This is a genomic window from Anoxybacillus dikiliensis, from assembly GCF_050613275.1.
In the GTDB taxonomy this organism is placed as follows: domain Bacteria; phylum Bacillota; class Bacilli; order Bacillales; family Anoxybacillaceae; genus Anoxybacillus.
Window position 1 is genome coordinate 1,620,981 of record NZ_CP187112.1, and the last position, 16,742, is coordinate 1,637,722.

At 42.1% G+C, this 16,742-nt stretch carries 19 protein-coding genes; 6 read left to right on the plus strand and 13 right to left on the minus strand.

Annotated features, from left to right (window positions below; translation table 11 throughout):
* Positions 1 to 42: 42 nt before the first annotated feature.
* Positions 43 to 831, plus strand: a complete 789-nt coding sequence (locus tag ACPF7I_RS08485) for an EcsC family protein (protein WP_430743895.1) — start codon at positions 43 to 45, stop codon at positions 829 to 831.
* Here the strand turns inward: ACPF7I_RS08485 and ACPF7I_RS08490 are convergent, their stop codons facing one another.
* The gene (locus ACPF7I_RS08490) at positions 832 to 2,481 is read right to left on the minus strand and encodes a glycerol-3-phosphate dehydrogenase/oxidase (protein ID WP_430743893.1); all 1,650 of its coding nucleotides are present in this window, start codon (positions 2,479 to 2,481) and stop codon (positions 832 to 834) included.
* 793 nt (positions 2,482 to 3,274) lie between these two features.
* On the opposite strand from ACPF7I_RS08490, the gene ACPF7I_RS08495 reads away from it, so the two are divergent.
* Positions 3,275 to 3,700 carry an Hsp20 family protein gene (locus ACPF7I_RS08495; RefSeq protein WP_430743891.1) on the plus strand — a complete coding sequence of 142 codons (426 nt, stop codon included), beginning with the start codon at positions 3,275 to 3,277 and terminating at the stop codon, positions 3,698 to 3,700.
* Positions 3,701 to 3,724: 24 nt separating this feature from the next.
* Here ACPF7I_RS08495 and ACPF7I_RS08500 read toward each other — a convergent pair whose 3' ends face one another.
* Positions 3,725 to 4,054, minus strand: a complete 330-nt coding sequence (locus tag ACPF7I_RS08500) for a YppG family protein (RefSeq protein ID WP_430743889.1) — start codon at positions 4,052 to 4,054, stop codon at positions 3,725 to 3,727.
* 152 nt (positions 4,055 to 4,206) lie between these two features.
* Here ACPF7I_RS08500 and ACPF7I_RS08505 point away from each other — a divergent pair, with 152 nt between their 5' ends.
* On the plus strand, positions 4,207 to 4,419 hold the full coding sequence (locus ACPF7I_RS08505) for a YppF family protein (protein ID WP_430743888.1): 213 nt from the start codon (positions 4,207 to 4,209) through the stop codon (positions 4,417 to 4,419).
* A 60-nt stretch (positions 4,420 to 4,479) separates the two neighbouring features.
* On the plus strand, positions 4,480 to 4,647 hold the full coding sequence (locus ACPF7I_RS08510; RefSeq protein WP_430743886.1) for a hypothetical protein: 168 nt from the start codon (positions 4,480 to 4,482) through the stop codon (positions 4,645 to 4,647).
* 24 nt (positions 4,648 to 4,671) lie between these two features.
* Here the strand turns inward: ACPF7I_RS08510 and ACPF7I_RS08515 are convergent, their stop codons facing one another.
* The 3 genes from ACPF7I_RS08515 to ACPF7I_RS08525 form a co-directional block, all read right to left on the minus strand.
* Positions 4,672 to 4,875: a hypothetical protein gene (locus tag ACPF7I_RS08515; protein WP_430743884.1), complete on the minus strand. Its 204-nt coding sequence runs from the start codon at positions 4,873 to 4,875 to the stop codon at positions 4,672 to 4,674.
* A gap of 296 nt (positions 4,876 to 5,171) precedes the next feature.
* Positions 5,172 to 5,522: an ArsR/SmtB family transcription factor gene (locus tag ACPF7I_RS08520; protein ID WP_430743883.1), complete on the minus strand. Its 351-nt coding sequence runs from the start codon at positions 5,520 to 5,522 to the stop codon at positions 5,172 to 5,174.
* Positions 5,519 to 7,264, minus strand: coding sequence for a SulP family inorganic anion transporter (locus tag ACPF7I_RS08525; RefSeq protein ID WP_430743881.1), 1,746 nt, complete (start codon positions 7,262 to 7,264; stop codon positions 5,519 to 5,521). The genes ACPF7I_RS08520 and ACPF7I_RS08525 overlap by 4 nt, the downstream gene beginning before the upstream one ends.
* A gap of 167 nt (positions 7,265 to 7,431) precedes the next feature.
* On the opposite strand from ACPF7I_RS08525, the gene recU reads away from it, so the two are divergent.
* Both recU and ACPF7I_RS08535 read left to right on the plus strand, forming a co-directional pair.
* Positions 7,432 to 8,031, plus strand: a complete 600-nt coding sequence (gene recU, locus ACPF7I_RS08530; protein WP_430743880.1) for a Holliday junction resolvase RecU — start codon at positions 7,432 to 7,434, stop codon at positions 8,029 to 8,031.
* A gap of 15 nt (positions 8,032 to 8,046) precedes the next feature.
* On the plus strand, positions 8,047 to 10,650 hold the full coding sequence (locus tag ACPF7I_RS08535) for a transglycosylase domain-containing protein (RefSeq protein ID WP_430743878.1): 2,604 nt from the start codon (positions 8,047 to 8,049) through the stop codon (positions 10,648 to 10,650).
* 8 nt (positions 10,651 to 10,658) lie between these two features.
* Here ACPF7I_RS08535 and ACPF7I_RS08540 read toward each other — a convergent pair whose 3' ends face one another.
* The 8 genes from ACPF7I_RS08540 to ACPF7I_RS08575 form a co-directional block, all read right to left on the minus strand.
* Positions 10,659 to 11,150 (minus strand): YpoC family protein, encoded by a 492-nt coding sequence (locus ACPF7I_RS08540; RefSeq protein WP_430743876.1) that lies wholly within the window; start codon positions 11,148 to 11,150, stop codon positions 10,659 to 10,661.
* Positions 11,151 to 11,801: an endonuclease III gene (gene nth, locus ACPF7I_RS08545; protein WP_430743874.1), complete on the minus strand. Its 651-nt coding sequence runs from the start codon at positions 11,799 to 11,801 to the stop codon at positions 11,151 to 11,153. It abuts the gene before it with no gap.
* A gap of 13 nt (positions 11,802 to 11,814) precedes the next feature.
* Entirely contained in the window at positions 11,815 to 12,486 is a 672-nt protein-coding gene (locus ACPF7I_RS08550) for a DnaD domain-containing protein (RefSeq protein WP_430743872.1), read from the minus strand.
* 67 nt (positions 12,487 to 12,553) lie between these two features.
* The gene (asnS, locus tag ACPF7I_RS08555; RefSeq protein WP_430743871.1) at positions 12,554 to 13,846 is read right to left on the minus strand and encodes an asparagine--tRNA ligase; all 1,293 of its coding nucleotides are present in this window, start codon (positions 13,844 to 13,846) and stop codon (positions 12,554 to 12,556) included.
* Between the two features lie 111 nt (positions 13,847 to 13,957).
* Positions 13,958 to 15,145: a pyridoxal phosphate-dependent aminotransferase gene (locus ACPF7I_RS08560; RefSeq protein WP_430743869.1), complete on the minus strand. Its 1,188-nt coding sequence runs from the start codon at positions 15,143 to 15,145 to the stop codon at positions 13,958 to 13,960.
* Positions 15,142 to 15,630: a DUF5590 domain-containing protein gene (locus ACPF7I_RS08565; protein ID WP_430743867.1), complete on the minus strand. Its 489-nt coding sequence runs from the start codon at positions 15,628 to 15,630 to the stop codon at positions 15,142 to 15,144. The genes ACPF7I_RS08560 and ACPF7I_RS08565 overlap by 4 nt, the downstream gene beginning before the upstream one ends.
* Positions 15,631 to 15,636: 6 nt before the next feature.
* Positions 15,637 to 15,807: a YpmA family protein gene (locus ACPF7I_RS08570; RefSeq protein ID WP_006319505.1), complete on the minus strand. Its 171-nt coding sequence runs from the start codon at positions 15,805 to 15,807 to the stop codon at positions 15,637 to 15,639.
* A gap of 184 nt (positions 15,808 to 15,991) precedes the next feature.
* Entirely contained in the window at positions 15,992 to 16,732 is a 741-nt protein-coding gene (locus ACPF7I_RS08575) for a ComEC/Rec2 family competence protein (RefSeq protein ID WP_430743865.1), read from the minus strand.
* Positions 16,733 to 16,742: the final 10 nt, after the last annotated feature.

Consider the following 16,742-nt stretch of genomic DNA (forward strand, 5'->3'; position numbering starts at 1 on the left):
CTTTCTTTTTTTTCACACGTATGTATACACGAGGTGAGGGAAATGGATGACAAATCGTTTTTAATTGAGCAACTCCATCATATTGAGCAATGGGAAAAAGAACAAAAAGACATTTGGTTTTGGGAGAAAATAGGCCGTCTTCCATTTATTTTACTTGACCGTTTAACACCATCATGGATACATAAAAAAGCCGCGCGATTGCTTGATGAGCTTGGACAATATATTCAAACAGGTGGGCAATATTTAGTAAATGAAGAAGCTGTTTTATCATCATTTTATGGGAATGTGACGTTAGATGCTGTTCGCTCGCTTCCTTTACAAACAATGAACGAGGCTTGTGAAAAACTGATTATAAAGCGTAAAACATTTGCAACATATCAAGGGGCAGCAACAGGCCTTGGAGGGGCGTTCACGTTATTACTTGACGTTGTTGTCGTTCTCGGAACGGCTTTAAAAACGTTGCAAGAAATTGCGATCATATACGGATTTCATCCTCATCAAAAAGAGGAACGGTTATTTATTGTGAAATGTCTGCAGTTCGCGCTTGCGGACGTCGTTGGAAAACAAGCCATTTTAAACGAATGGTCGATGAAAAACGAACAACAAACGATTGCTCAATTGCAAGGATGGAGAGAAATCGTTTGGGCTTTTCGCGACCAATACGGCTGGAAAAAGCTATTTCAAGCCATTCCAATAGTAGGAATGTTGTTTGGCGCGTGGACAAATCAAGCAATGATTGCCGACATCGCTGAAGCTGGCGCAATGTTTTATCGTAAACGGCGCATTATTGAAAAGCTACAAGAAATAGAAAAGGCAGGAGAACCCGCCTAACTAATGTTTTGCTTCGTCGCAAGGAGTTATTGCGTCGTGAAGCGCAATGTCTACTTGATGCTCATATTCGTTTCGCTTTTCGTCCGTCCAGTTGAAATAAGATTGCATAAGCTGAGTGACTGCACCTTTCCATTGCCGAACGGCATGAATATCGAAAAAGAGCGCCCCTGTGCGGCGAATAAAAAAGTCAAGCGGGGTGACTGCCATTTCATATTCAAGGGCGTACATACACATCACGTACCAGTCGATCGGAAGAAACGCGCTATTTCGATCATATGTGCGGGCAAGTGCAAATAAACGATCGACATTCGTCCCATATCGCTGAATGAGTCGTTTCGCTTGTTCTTCGGTAAAGCCGAGACTCATTCCTTCCGTCACTTTTTCCGCTATAAACGTATGCCATTCGTTTGCGCCACCTATATCACCTCCAGAAATAGGAAGCTGTTTCGTCTGACAAGGGCGATACGTCTTTTCTAGCTGTTTCGCGATAAGATCGACGACCGTTTCGGCCATTTTTCGATAACCTGTCAACTTTCCTCCGGCAATCGTAATCAGGCCAGATGGGGATTGCCAAACTTCATCTTTCCGTGAAATTTCAGATGGATCTTTCCCTTCTTCATAAATGAGTGGACGCAATCCAGCCCAACTTGATTCAATATGTTGTTCCGTCAAATGAACGGATGGGAACATGTAACGAATGGCCCGCAATAAATAATCACGATCTTCGCTTGTCATTTTCGGATGGACGCGATCTCCGTCATAAAACGTATCTGTCGTGCCAATGTACGTCTTTCCTTCGCGCGGAATCGCAAACACCATGCGGCCGTCAGGTGTATCAAAATATACTGCTTGCTTGAGCGGAAAATGCGCTTGATCAATGACAATGTGCACGCCTTTTGTCAAACGCAACTTCTTCCCGACATTTGAGCCGTCTTTTTCACGCAATGTGTCGACCCACGGACCTGCAGCATTGACGATTTTTTTAGCATAAACCGCAAATGACTCGTTCGTCATTTGCTCGCGGCACATGACACCGATGACGCGGCCATGTTCATCATATAGAAACGATTCGGCTTGCACATAGTTTACAGCGTGTGCACCGCACTCAACCGCTTTTTTGATCACTTCAATTGTCAATCGTGCATCATCTGTCCGATACTCAACATAATAACCGCCGCCAAGCAATCCATCCCGTTTAATTAACGGCTCTTTTTGCAATGTTTCATGTGCGGATAACATCGTTCTTCGCTCTTCTTTTTTGACGCGAGCTAAACGATCATACAGCCATAAGCCAATTGATGTACTCCATTTTCCAAACGTGCCTCCGCGATGAATAGGAAGGAGCATCCATTCTGGCGTCGTCACATGCGGACCGTTCTCATACACAATCGCCCGCTCTTTCCCTACGTCAGCGACCATTTTTACTTCGAACTGCTTTAAATAGCGCAAACCACCGTGAACAAGTTTTGTTGAACGACTTGACGTTCCTGCCGCAAAATCTTGCATCTCAATGAGCGCCGTTTTCATTCCGCGCGTCACAGCATCTAGCGCAATGCCACAACCGGTAATTCCCCCTCCAATGACGAGCACGTCATATGTTGTTTTGCTCATTTCGTTCACGACTTCCATACGCTGTTTTGCAGAAAACATCGCAATCTCTCCCTTATTCAGAATAAAAAAAGACCGAAACAAGCATAATAAGCACTCGCTTACTATGCATGTACGGTCTCTCTACATCTCTTGACGTATATGAACTTTACCTTTATTGTATCATACATGTGGAAAAAGGCAACTATTTTGCACAAAAAACCATTTCATCGCTGAACGTGGCTTGCATAAGCTAATATTCATTCCTTTTTCTTTATATTTGTTTACAATACTCCTCACATTAGGCTGCTCTTTCTTCTCCTCTTTTTTACGCACACGATCTCTTCCTTTCTCATCTCTTTCCCATAATATTTACGAATGCCGTCATAAAAAGTTTCGCGAACAATTTATTTTTTCCCTGCATATATTACGAACAAACGTATGTCGCAAGGAGTGATATGTGTCAACTACCCCCACTTAGCTAACGCTTGAAGCGGGGGCTTGCAACTCCCCAGAAGTACGAACGGACATCGTCCTCCTTCCTTGACTTGGGGTTGCATCGGGGCAGGTTGACGACTACCCAACGACATAGGTCATGCCTATATCGCTACCGAGTGGCTCGGCATGTCTGTAAGCAGTACTTGACTTCCACGCACAACAGACGGATGTACGCTCGATGTTTTACGGTTGCAACGTTTCCTGCAACCAACTCCCTACATCGAGTAACGGGAATTGGAGTGCCTTAATTCAACGGTTTTCTCCACATTCTTATTCTATCATATACAAAAGAAAGGAGGAAAGGCGATTCCTCCCCGACTTTCGCTCTCGCTTAGAAGTCGGGGTCTCCTCGCCAAAGATGATGAAAAAAGATTTATCTCATATGTTTGAATCGTTTTTCGATGATCGATCATTAAAAAGATTATTGCATACGCTCGATGAGTATGTGCATCGTACATTTTCACCCGTCTATATTCCTATTGATGTACGCGAAACAAATGAGGAATACATCATCGTCGCCCATATTCCAAATGCGAAACGGGAAAATATTCATTTACAATTTGTCGATGATACTCGCCTTTTGTTGTCTGTCGTTTACGATGAGCAAACAGAAACGATCGATGATGAAAACAAATTCATTCATCGCCAACGCACATATGAGAGAGCAACGAAAAGCATTTTCCTCCCTTATCCTGTGTCACAGACAAATATTCAAGCGTCGTTTCAAGATGGCAAGCTCATTATTCGCCTCCCACAAAAGAAAACATTTATTCCAATTGAATAGGCAGATAAAAAAACAACGCAAACGTTACAATTTAAACGTTTGCGTTAATCCTTTTACAATCCCAGTCATTTGATTCATCACTTGCACCGCTTGCCCCATTGTATTCATCATCTTTGTAATATCGTACGTCCCTTCTTTTGTTTTAAATTGCTCAAGAAAGCTTGGTGGCTTTGCAGGAGCGAATGGAGGCATGGGCGGTACAAACGGAGATAGAGGTGGGGCGAACGGTGACATTGCCGGTGCCACAGGCGAAACGACTGGTGAAACAGGAAACGAAGTCGGTTGGGAATAATATGGATGATAATGAACAGGTGCCATATGTGGCATGTGCATCGTAGACCATGGCTGGTACATATTTTCTCTCCCCTTTCACTACATCGTATTCGTTTTTTACAAAATGGTTCGTGGCTAATCGTGTCAATTGATGTCGGAATTCTCAATTTTTTGAATTTAACATGTCGTCTTTTTTTATGTTATGATAAGTGCAAAAGGGGGAGGGAATAATTATGACAATTATTGAATTAAAAAACAAGTTTATCGCAATGAAACAATATGAACCGATCGATGCAAACGAGCTGCTTGACTTTGCGCGCCAACTTTATTTGCGCAACGAATTGCCGCTTGGTATGTATCGTCATCTTGTGCGCGAACTAGAGGCGCTCGGGGCTTACAAACCTGATGATGAACGTGTAAAACAATATTCATCACATGTCGAATGATTTGTCACCTCTTGTGCCATGCTAAGTGAGACGATAGCATGGAAAAGGAGGCGGATGAAAATGGGTCGTGGTGTTCATTTTCACCATAAGAAAAAAGGACATGAAAGCGAGAAGCCAAAACACGGCAAATCAGTAGCATCAAAACAACGTGAAGTCGTGGACTATGCCATTGACACGATAGGAAGCGAAACGCATCGCCCAGTAACCATTGACCGTGTGAAAGAATAAAAGGTGGCCAGCGCGCCACCTTTCTTATATCGCCGGAGCGAACGTATACGTTTCTTTCTTTTCGATCTGTTGTTCAATGTTGTCGAGTTGGCGTTCGATGTCTTGTAAACTGTCTTGTTGCATATCGTAATGTGTATTCATTTGTTCCGTCGTACGCTCTTTTAATTTGTTTTCTAATTGTTCAATTTCATCAAACAATTGTTGTAATTGCATTTGAATATGTTCCATCCTCCAACTCCCCTTTCGCCCTTTGCCATACACATTCGCCATCTATGCTTCCCTCCCTTCTCGGTTGACAAAACTAGAAGAAATTCGGCAAACAAAGTGGTATACGTACAAAATTCGACAAATAGATGCGCATGTTTTTTATATGGTCGGTCAAAATAAAAAGCGAAAGGAGGCATTCCGATGGCGAAAAAAGAACAAAAGAAAAAACAAAAACCGAAGCAAGAAGAAACAAACGGCTTTGGCGACAAAAAACTAGAAGGTCCAGACCGTCCTTCTACATAAAGAAACAGGAGAGGTTACGCCTCCCCTGTTTCTCTCTCCTCATTCTCATTCATTTTATCTAAAATGGAAATCGCATCAATTAAGTGGTTGTTAAAAATCTGTTTCGCAATATTTAATAAGTCGACAATCATTGGATCTCGTAATGAATAAATCACCCTATTCCCATGTTTTGTGCCATATACAATATTTTTTGCGCGCAACACACTTAGTTGCTGGGATACAGCCGATCCTTCTGCACCAATTAGCGTTTGTAACTCATTGACGTTTTTATCCCCTTCGGCTAACAGTTCTAAAATACGGATGCGCAACGGGTGAGCTAAAGCTTTGAAAAATTCTGCTTTAAATTGTTGTAATTCTAGGTTCATTTGTTTCCTCCAACATATTCCGTTTTAAAATGGTTGACCACTTGTTCCCCTTGAATATGGCACAGCTGACGGCACTCTGAAAACGCATAATGCTTACAACCGACACATTGTGTCCGGTTAATGTGTAAAAAAGCAGCTTTTAGCGCGTCCCCTGTCCGATCAAAAAAGTTTTCTTCGCCAATTTTATCATATAATCCAGATTTTTTTAACATCTCTTTCGGCTGTTGTTGTATACCAGAAACGAAAATGATTCCACCTTTTGATTGAAAATGCTCAACAAGACTTGTTAGGTTGGCTTCACCTGTTTGATCGATATATGGCACTTTGCTCATGCGCAAAATAAGAACGCGCGGCGTATGGTTTATCGTAGCCATAATCGATTGCTCGAACATTTGAGCTACACCGAAAAACAGTGGTCCATCGATCGTATATATACTAATTTGCGGACAATCTCTTCCTTGTTCAACCATTTTTGGGCTGACCTTTTTCCTTTGTTCGTCTGGAAGTACTTTAAATACTTTGAATACGTCTGTCATTCTTTTTACAAACAATAACACAGCTAAAATAAGCCCTGCTTCCACAGCAACAGTCAAATTTATAAAAATTGTTAAAACAAATGTAATAATAAGGACAATTGAGTCGGCTGACTTCATCTTTAACACATGTATAAACTCTTTCCGTTCACTCATGTTCCAAGCAACAATCATTAAAATCGGTGCCATGCTCGCTAGCGGAATATGCGATGCGTACGGTGAAAAAATAAGTAAAATGATAAGCACAACAATGCCGTGAATCACGCCTGACAAGGGAGACGTTGCCCCGCTTTTTATATTAGTCGCTGTCCGAGCGATCGCTCCTGTTGCTGGAATTCCTCCAAAAAACGGGGTGACAATATTAGCAATTCCTTGTCCAATTAACTCACGGTTGCTATTATGTCTCTCTCCCGTCATTCCATCGGCTACAACCGCTGATAATAAAGACTCAATTGCGCCAAGCATCGCAATCACAAAAGCCGGCCTGATCATCTCATATATATGTTCTAACGTTAAGCTAGGTATAGAAATATGTGGAAGTGTATTTGGAATCTCCCCATAAACAGATCCGATTGTCGCTACTTTGTTTTCAAATAAAAAAAAGGCAAATAAACTCGAAACAACTAAGCTTAGCAATGGACTCGGGATTTTAGGTGCAACTTTTGGTGCAAACAAAAGGACGAGAAACCCAATAGATGCAATAACTACACTATATATATTGACATCATGAAGATGAACCCATATTTCCTTCATGTTATCGATAAACGCCTCGTGTTTTTTTACGTTTAATCCTAAAAAATTAGGAATTTGACCGACAAAAATAATAACGGCAATTCCTGCCGTAAACCCGATTGTTACAGGACGAGGAATAAACTTAATAAGAGTTCCTAGGCGCAAAACTCCAAATAACATAAGCATTATTCCCGATAAAAAACCTGCGACAAGTAAATTTTCATATCCATAGGTTAATACGATACCTAGTAAAATAGGAATAAATGCTCCAGTAGGTCCTCCAATTTGATATTTCGACCCACCAAAAAGAGAAATGAGAATACCTGCAACAATTGTCGTATAAATTCCGTATTCAGGTTTTACGCCCGAAGCAATCGCAAACGCCATCCCAAGCGGTAAAGCTATAACGCCTACAATAACCCCCGACAATACATCTTTTTGAAAACGAGCCATGGTGTATCCTTGAAACCGCTCCAAACAACATCCTCCTTTTTATATATTCAAATTTTTGAATATATGTATATACAGATTATTTATATCACTTTCTTGTCTTCCTGTCAAAGCATCTTTCTTTTTCTAATTTTCGGGCAAATGACGATCATAAAAACATATGGTATAATGATGAACATTCAAGGGGGGATGATATGTTTAAATATCCGAATGGGCGAGCGTATGAAAAAAAAGAAAATGAACGCACATTGCATACTCGTGCTTCTGATACGTATGGAAATCGCGGAATGACGCTAGAGGCGGATTTAAACGAAACAAACGCCTATTATTTAGCTCAAGGCATTGCCGTCATTCATAAAAAACCGACACCTGTGCAAATTGTGCGTGTCGATTATCCAAAACGAAGCGCGGCCGTCATTAAAGAAGCGTACTTTAAACAGCCGTCAACGACGGACTATAACGGCGTATACCGTGGAAAATATGTTGATTTTGAAGCGAAAGAAACGAGAAATCGTACGTCTTTTCCGCTGCAAAACTTTCATGAACATCAAATTGAACATATGAAACAAGTGCTAGCCCACGGAGCGATCTGCTTCGTGATTTTGCGTTTTACGACGTTTGATGAAACATATTTATTGGACGCACATCACCTCCTTGAATATTGGGAGCGAAAACAACAAGGTGGTCGTAAATCGATTACAAAAGCGGAAGTCGAACAGCACGGCCATCTCATTCCGCTTGGCTATCACCCACGAATCGATTATATTCATATTGTGGACAAACTATATTTTTAGAATAGGAGGAACGATATGGCGAATTATCGTTCACGAACAGAACGAAAACAAGTAGAACAAAAAAAACAACGTCCGCGAAAGCGAGGGCGTTCAATGATGAAAAAAATTGTGCTAATCATGTTGCTCATCATGACCATTGGCATGTTTTCTGGTGTAGCCGCATTTGCTTGGATGATTAAAGATGCACCGCCACTCGATGAAACGTTGTTGCGCGATCCTTTAGCTTCGATCGTATACGACGTGAATGGCCAAAAAGTAACAGAGCTCGGTCAACAAAAGCGCATTTACGTATCGTATAACGATATTCCAAAAGTGCTTGAAAACGCGGTGCTTGCGACAGAAGATGCGCGCTTCTACGAACATCACGGGTTTGATATTGTACGCTTTTTCGGCGCCGTTTTAGCAAACATTCGCGAAGGATTTGGCGCTGAAGGTGGAAGTACGATTACACAACAAGTCGTCAAACTTTCTTTTTTAACGCCTGAAAAAACGTTAAAACGAAAAGTGCAAGAGCTATGGCTTGCCATTCGGCTTGAACAAAAATACTCTAAACACGAAATTTTAGAAATGTATTTAAACAAAATTTATTATTCAAATCGGGCATACGGTGTCGCAAAAGCGGCGGAAACGTACTTTGGCAAAAGTGATTTATCACAATTAACGCTTCCGGAAGCGGCATTGCTCGCCGGCATTCCACAAAGCCCGAACAACTACAATCCATTTACGCATCCAGAGGCGGCGGAAAAGCGTCGAAATACAGTATTGTCGCTTATGGTCAAACATGGATTTATTTCAAAAGAAGAAGCAGAAGAGGCAAAAAAAGTACCTGTTCAATCGCTATTAACAGAAAATAAACAACAAAGCAATATTCCATATGACTCCTTTATTGATCAAGTGATCGATGAAGTGACAGAAAAAACAGGACTCGATGTATTTACTGCCGGATTACACATTTATACAACATTAGATCCGAACGCTCAATCATATGTGGAAGATTTGTTGAACTCGGACAAAGTCATTCGTACAAATAAAGCTGATTTTCAAGCTGGCATTGCGGTCGTAGATACGAAAACAGGCGAAATTCGGGCGCTTGGCGGCGGTCGAAAAAAAGAAGAAGGTGTCACGTTCGGATTCAACTATGCAACCGATACACGAAAACAACCGGGTTCGACAATTAAACCGATTGTCGATTACGGCCCAGCGATTGAATATTTAAAATGGTCGACATACCATCAATTGAAAGATGAGCCGTATCAATACTCTGATGGAACGCCAATTAAAAACTGGGACGGCAAATATGAAGGACAAATGTCGATGCGAACAGCGCTCGCCCGTTCTCGCAACATCCCTGCGCTAAAAGCGCTTCAAGAAGTCGGTTTAGAGCGAGCGAAACAGTTTGCGAACAAACTTGGCATGGGCTTTGAAGAAATGCATGAGGCCTATGCGGTTGGCGGTGTCGGCAAAGGGGTATCTCCGCTACAAATGGCTGGCGCATATAGTGCATTCGGAAACGGCGGCATTTACATTGAACCGCATGCGGTGAAAAAAGTGGTGTTTCCAGATGGAACAGAAATGGATCTTCGTCCAGAGCCAAAAGCCGCGATGAAAGATTATACGGCGTTTATGATTACCGATATGTTGAAAACGGTCGTTCAATCAGGGACAGGAACAGCAGCAAACGTACCAGGGCTTCATATTGCCGGAAAAACAGGAACGACGAACTATGATGAAAAAGATCGGCGCAAGTATGGTCTGCAAAGAGGGGCTGTTCCTGACAGTTGGTTTGTCGGTTACACGCCAAACTATACAGCAGCCATTTGGACCGGTTTTAGTAAAAAAAGTAGCGAAGCTTATTTATCGAAGTCTGAACAACAATATGCGAAACAGTTGTTTAAACGCGTCATCTCCCATATTGATGACGGCAGCGGAGGCGATTTTAAACAGCCGAAAAGCGTTGTCAAGCTCGCTGTGAAAAAAGGGACAAATCCACCGCAGCTAGCAAGCGAACATACGCCGAAAAGCGAAATTACGTATGAATATTTCGTCCGCGGTTATGAAGAACCGACAGAAGTGGCTGAAGATGAACCGGAAGTGATTGAACCAGTAAAAGACTTACAAGCGCAATACGATCCAGCAACACAAACGATTTCGTTAGCATGGTCATATACGATCGATCCAGAAAAAGATGTATCGTTTGAAGTGCGACAAACGGTAGACGGTCGCAAACCGACAGTTATCGCAAAAACAAAAGACTCACAGCTAACTGTCGATGCGAAAGAAGGATCCGTATATTTGTTTGAAGTATACGTCGTGACAGCTGACGGCACACAAAGCGCGCCAGCGACAGCGCTTGTGCAAATTCCAAAAGAAGAACCGAAACAACCAAACGAAAATGAGTCGCCAGGACAGTCGGGAAACGAAGAAACCCCGGAGACGCCAACAAGCCCGGAAAATCCAACAAATCCGAGCGAACCAAATCCGGGCAATTCGGGGACACCAACAAACCCGACAAATCCGACAAATCCGAACGAGCCAAACCAAAACAATCCGAATAACAATCCATCAGGGAATAGCCAACAACGAAGCGGAAATAATGATGGCACAACAAAAAGAGACTGAGCGCATACTCAGTCTCTTTTTTGTTGAACCATTTGTTTATAAAACAGCTTCGCAAGCTCGTTAAATAATTCATCTAACTGAACAAACGAATGATGAAGAGCAGGACGAGCGAAAATAAAAGAAAGACGATCGATGACATTTAACGGTCGAAGCGAAAGCGATTGAACTTCCTCTTCCCAGCAGCATATGTTTTCTACTGGCCGTTCGTTCAACCAATATAGTGCGCATAAAAAATAGCTTATCCCCCGAATGATTCCGTCTTTTGCTTGTTTCGCTTCACGTTTTGCAAACAACGGGGCAAGCTCATGTTTTTCTTCTTCCCAAAGCTGAAATACGGCAGGAAGCGCACGTTCTTTTTGTTGCCATGGCTTTTCTTCATTTGTCATATCATAATAAAACGGCACATGCTTCATCATCATCGGAAACGGCTGAAGCGCGTCGATATCGACCGTATCTGCTGCAAAAAAAAGCGGATGTTGAAACGTTTTTGGAACGATCATTTACATCTTTCCTTTCATCCGTTTTTTTCCTTCACGACAAAGATGAAGAAGTGGACATATGTCACATTTAGGCGATTGTGCTTTACAATGATAGCGCCCAAAAAAAATAAGGCGATGATGGGTCGCCGACCATTCTTCTTTCGGAATTTTACGCATTAACGTTTCTTCCACTTCTAACACGGAATCTTTCCAGCGACAAATACCGAGCCGCTTACTTACACGCTCAACATGCGTATCGACAGCGATGGCAGGAACGCCAAACGCCACAGAAACGACAACGTTCGCCGTTTTGCGGCCAACACCTGGGAGTTTCATTAATTCCTCGCGACTTTGCGGCACGTTTCCATCATATTGTTCAATTAATATGCGACATAATTGCTGGATGTTTTTCGCTTTATTCCGATATAAACCGATCGAACGAATATCTTGTTGTAGCTCTTCTAACGAAACAGACACGTAATCTTCTGGTGTTTTATATTTTTCAAATAGTTGCTTTGTCACTTTATTGACGAGCGCATCTGTACATTGGGCTGATAAAACGACGGCGATTAACAGCTCAAACGGATTGCGATGGACAAGTTCGCAATGCGCGTTTGGAAACATGGTTGCGATCTCATCCAAACAGTAGCGAATTTGTTGCTTTGTTAACATGTAACCATCCTTTCTACGACTGTTCAAGCCAATTATAAATCGGAACGGTTGGTTTATATGGTTGTTCTTGCTTTCCTTGGTTTTTGCGAAACTTTTTTGCATGTTGTTGCGCTTGTTCAATCGTTTTAATGCCGTTCTTTTTCCATTCAAATAAAATCCGATCAATATAACGGAAATTTAGTTTTCCAGATAATACAGCTTCTCGTAGGGCGGCTTTAATGATCGTCGGATCATGCTCGTCTTGATCCATCCACATCGCTAACGTTTCACACTCCATCGGTGAAAGCGGACGGCCAAACTCATGCTCGAAAACGGTGTACAATTGTTCTTCTTGTTCTTCCTCTTGTTTTTGTCCTTGAAAAACGGTGCGAATGAGCTTCTCCCAAAGCGGATCAAGCGAATAACATTCACTTCGAATATGGTTATCCATCTGTTCTTCAATGGCTAAAAACCCTTTTTGAACGAGCTTTCTTAATTGTTGCATGCACATTTCTGGAGAAATCGTCATTCGAGCCGCAATTTCATCTGGTGTTGGAAACGAAATGCCTTGCTCAAGAAACGAATGAATGTGTAAAAGCAACATAAATTCTGTTTCATTTAACCCAAGTGCTTTATAGTTCGTTAACAACAATCGTGGAATGGCAATGCTTCCTGTACGGAAAAAACGAATCATTTCATTATTCATATCAAACACCTCACGCCCTATTATATCATAAAACAAATCCCCCATGTGAGCACGGGGGATTTGTTCATTATGGATATAAGCGATTTAGTAAACGCGGGAATGGAATCGTTTCACGAACGTGTTCGACGCCGCAAATCCACGCGATTGTCCGCTCAAGACCTAATCCGAAACCAGAATGCGGCACAGAACCGTATTGACGAAGCTCTAAATACCATTTGTATGCATCAAGCGACAGTTGATGTTCTTCTAACCGTTGCTTTAATAAGTCGTAGTCGTGAATGCGCTCCGAACCGCCGATAATTTCACCATATCCTTCTGGAGCTATCAAATCTGCGCAAAGAACAACTTCAGGACGATTCGGATCCGGCTGCATGTAAAATGGCTTTAATGTCGTTGGATAATGTGTAATAAATACCGGTTTATCAAAACTTTCGGCAATCGCCGTTTCATGTGGGGCACCGAAGTCATCGCCCCATTGAATGTCGTCAAACCCCTTTTCATGGAGAAGCTGAATCGCTTCATCATACGTAATGCGCGCAAATGGCGGCTTTACATTTTCTAATTTAGACGTATCACGGCCGAGCGCTTTTAGCTCTAGCTGACAATGTTTTAACACCGACTGTACAATATAGGATACGTATTGTTCTTGTACTCGTAAGTTGTCTTCAAACTGGTAAAATGCCATTTCCGGCTCGATCATCCAAAACTCGATTAAATGGCGACGCGTTTTTGATTTTTCGGCACGAAACGTCGGACCGAACGAAAATACTTTACCGAGCGCCATCGCTGCTGCTTCCATATACAGCTGGCCACTTTGAGAAAGGTACGCATCTTCATCAAAATATTTTGTATGGAACAATTCTGTCGTTCCTTCTGGCGCACTTCCTGTTAAAATTGGTGGATCGACTTTGACAAAGCCATTTTCATTGAAAAATTCATACGTCGCACGAATGACTTCGTTGCGAATTTTCATAATTGCATGTTGACGTTTCGAACGAAGCCATAAATGACGATGATCCATTAAAAACTCGATCCCATGTTCTTTTGGTGTAATCGGATAATCAACAGCCATATGAATGAGTTCAATATTTGTGACAGAAAGCTCGTATCCAAATGGAGAACGTGCATCTTCACGCACAACACCTGTAACGTAGAGCGAACTTTCTTGCGTAATGCCTTTTGCCGCTTGAAAGACATCTTCGCTCACTTGCGCTTTTTCCACAACTCCTTGAATAAAGCCCGTGCCATCGCGCAATTGTAAAAAGGCAATTTTTCCGCTTGACCGTTTATTTGCAAGCCAAGCCCCAATCGTTACTTCTTGACCTACATATTTATGTACTTCTGCAATCGTCGTTTTCACAAAAAGTCCCTCCAAAGACGTTCAACTAGTATGTACATCATCAATATTATACATTTCGACAAAAAAACGCAAGATCATCTCACGTTCAGAAGAAAAGGCTAGCCACATCGACTAGCCGCGCGTCTTTTCACTCATAAACGTTTCAATGCGATCGAGTGCTTTATGCAGAAGATCAAGCGATGTCGCATATGACAAACGCACGTTATTTGGCGCACCGAAACCTGAACCTGGCACAAGCGCCACTTTCGCTTCTTCAAGCAACGCTTCGACAAACGCATCGACGTTTTCATATCCGGTCATCGTCGCCGCTTCTTTTGCATTCGGGAACAAGTAAAATGCCCCTTGTGGTTTTACGCAAGAGAACCCTGGAATTTGAACGAGACGATCATAAATAATGTTTAAACGTTGTTCAAACGCTTGACGCATATGTTCTACTGGCTCTTGTGGCCCGCTATATGCGGCAATCGCTGCATATTGAGCAATCGATGTTGGGTTCGATGTGCTATGGCTTGCTAAGTCTGTCATCGCACGAATGATGTCAGCATCCCCTGCTGCATAACCAATTCGCCATCCTGTCATTGAATGTGATTTCGACACGCCGTTAATGATGATCGTTTGTTTTTTCAATTCCGGTGAAAGTTGCGCAATCGAAACGTGTTCATGTCCACCGTAAACGAGTTTTTCATAAATTTCATCAGAAACGATGAGAATGTCGTGGGCTAAGCATACTTCACCGAGCGCCTGCAACTCTTCTTTCGTATAAATGACGCCCGTTGGATTGCTTGGCGAGTTAATAATAACTGCCTTCGTCCGATTTGTCATTGCCTGTTTTAGCTGCTCCGGTGTAATTTTGAACTCGTTTTTTTCAAGCCCTTCCACGTAAACAGGGACGCCGCCTGCCAGTTTTACTTGCTCTGGATAGCTAACCCAATACGGCGTCGGAATAATGACTTCATCGCCTTCGTCTAAAATAACTTGAAACAGCGTATAAAGCGCATGTTTTGCTCCAACACATACGATAATTTCCGACGGCTTATAATCGAGCTGTTGATCTTGTTGAAATTTTTTTATAATCTCTTGTTTTAACGTTGCTAATCCACCGGATGGCGTATATTTTGTATGTCCGTCGTACATCGCTTTTACAGCAGCTTCCATAATATGTTGAGGTGTATTAAAATCTGGTTCACCGGCACCAAGCCCAATGACATCATGCCCTGCTGCTTTTAATTCTTTTGCTTTTGCCGTAATGGCAAGCGTTGATGACGGCGTCAATGCAGCGACGCGTTTCGCTAATTTCATACATCCTTCCCCCTCGTCAAATGGTATCTTTTCAAGAAGGCCCCGTCTTTAAAACGAACGTAATAAAACGAGTAACGGTTTTGTTCGTCAATATATGTAATTTCCCAAAGCGGGATCCCCTTTTCCATTCCTAATTTTACGGAAATGACTGTTTTTGGACGATACGGCTTAACGGAAGATAACGCTTGTTGTTTCGTCATTCCTTCTGAAGCCCGATGCATCGCAGCCACTTCCCCTTTTTCTGTCACCCATACGATCCATTGTTCACCTTCATCATCTTTCCCTGTCACAATGACGTATACATCGTTTCCTCGATACGTATATACGTCAGTCACTTGAACAATTCCTTTTTTCTCGGCCTGTTTCGCCGCACGTCGTTCGCTTTCGTTTTTAGACGATACCGCATCACTATACGCATGAATATATAGCGATAACGCGGCGAACAAAACGCATGCGAAAGCAATGATTATTTTTTTCACCCTCATCCCTTCTTACGTTCGATAAATCGTAAACACGGCCTTTTCTTTATTTTCTTCATCAAGCGCGAGCCCGAACATTAAGTCTTTTTCTTTTAACGTCCGATTTAAACAATCGACAATTTTGTATAAATCTGATGAGTATTCCACTTTTACAGTAGCTAACACTTCTATTTTACTTTCCACGACCCGATCCTCCATGTGCACAAATTTTGTTACTTATATCGTTCATCGCGAACGGAAACAATACAACTACACACCAATTTTAGTGTATAAACATCTTCATTGTAGCAACGGTTTCCTACATTGGTCAATTTGAAATAAAAAAATTCCTATCGTACACACCGCGGGCCGAACGTTGGCCCTTTTTTTAAAACGTCATGACGTCATATTCATGTAAATTACATTTCACAGCAATGACCCCGAAACGGCTCGTTTCATAGCAATCAATCCAGGCCGCATACAACCGTTCAAGCAATCGTTCATTCGGCCAACTTCCGTGCTTTTTGAAAATGATTGCCACTTGCGGATCGACATGTTTTAAAAAAGAGGTGCGCGGATAATCATATAAACCAAAGTGTGCAATTTTCAATATGTTTACGTCGCTAAGTGGCATCGTCATTAATTTTCGTTCAACGTCATTATCAGCATGCGCCATATATAAAAGGCGAAGCTGGCCGTATTGAAGCGACATCGTCACATCCCCATGGGCAATATAGAGGGGTTGCATACGAAAATGGGGAAACGGCTCATACGCTTTTTGCTCTTCCCATTCATTCACAATTTTCGGATCGTACGTTTGTTCAATCCATTCTACATTCCCTACATACTCTTCATCATCGCTCGTGAGGATGAGCTCATCAATTTCAGTAATATGAAAATGTTCAAACCATCTTTTTAGTTCCCGTTCTGTATGTGGAGCACCTGTATTGAACAATATCGTCTTTCCGCTTGCATGTTTAAACAACGTCGCTTCTCCGTTACTAAGCGGCAAAAAAATAATCGCCATTTCTTCTTCTTCAAGCATCATATCAATTTTTTGAATATGCTCTCCTGTCGCAGAAGGATGCATTAAACTATTGAGTAGCAAAAATAATAACGCCCACTGCAAAACCGCCCAC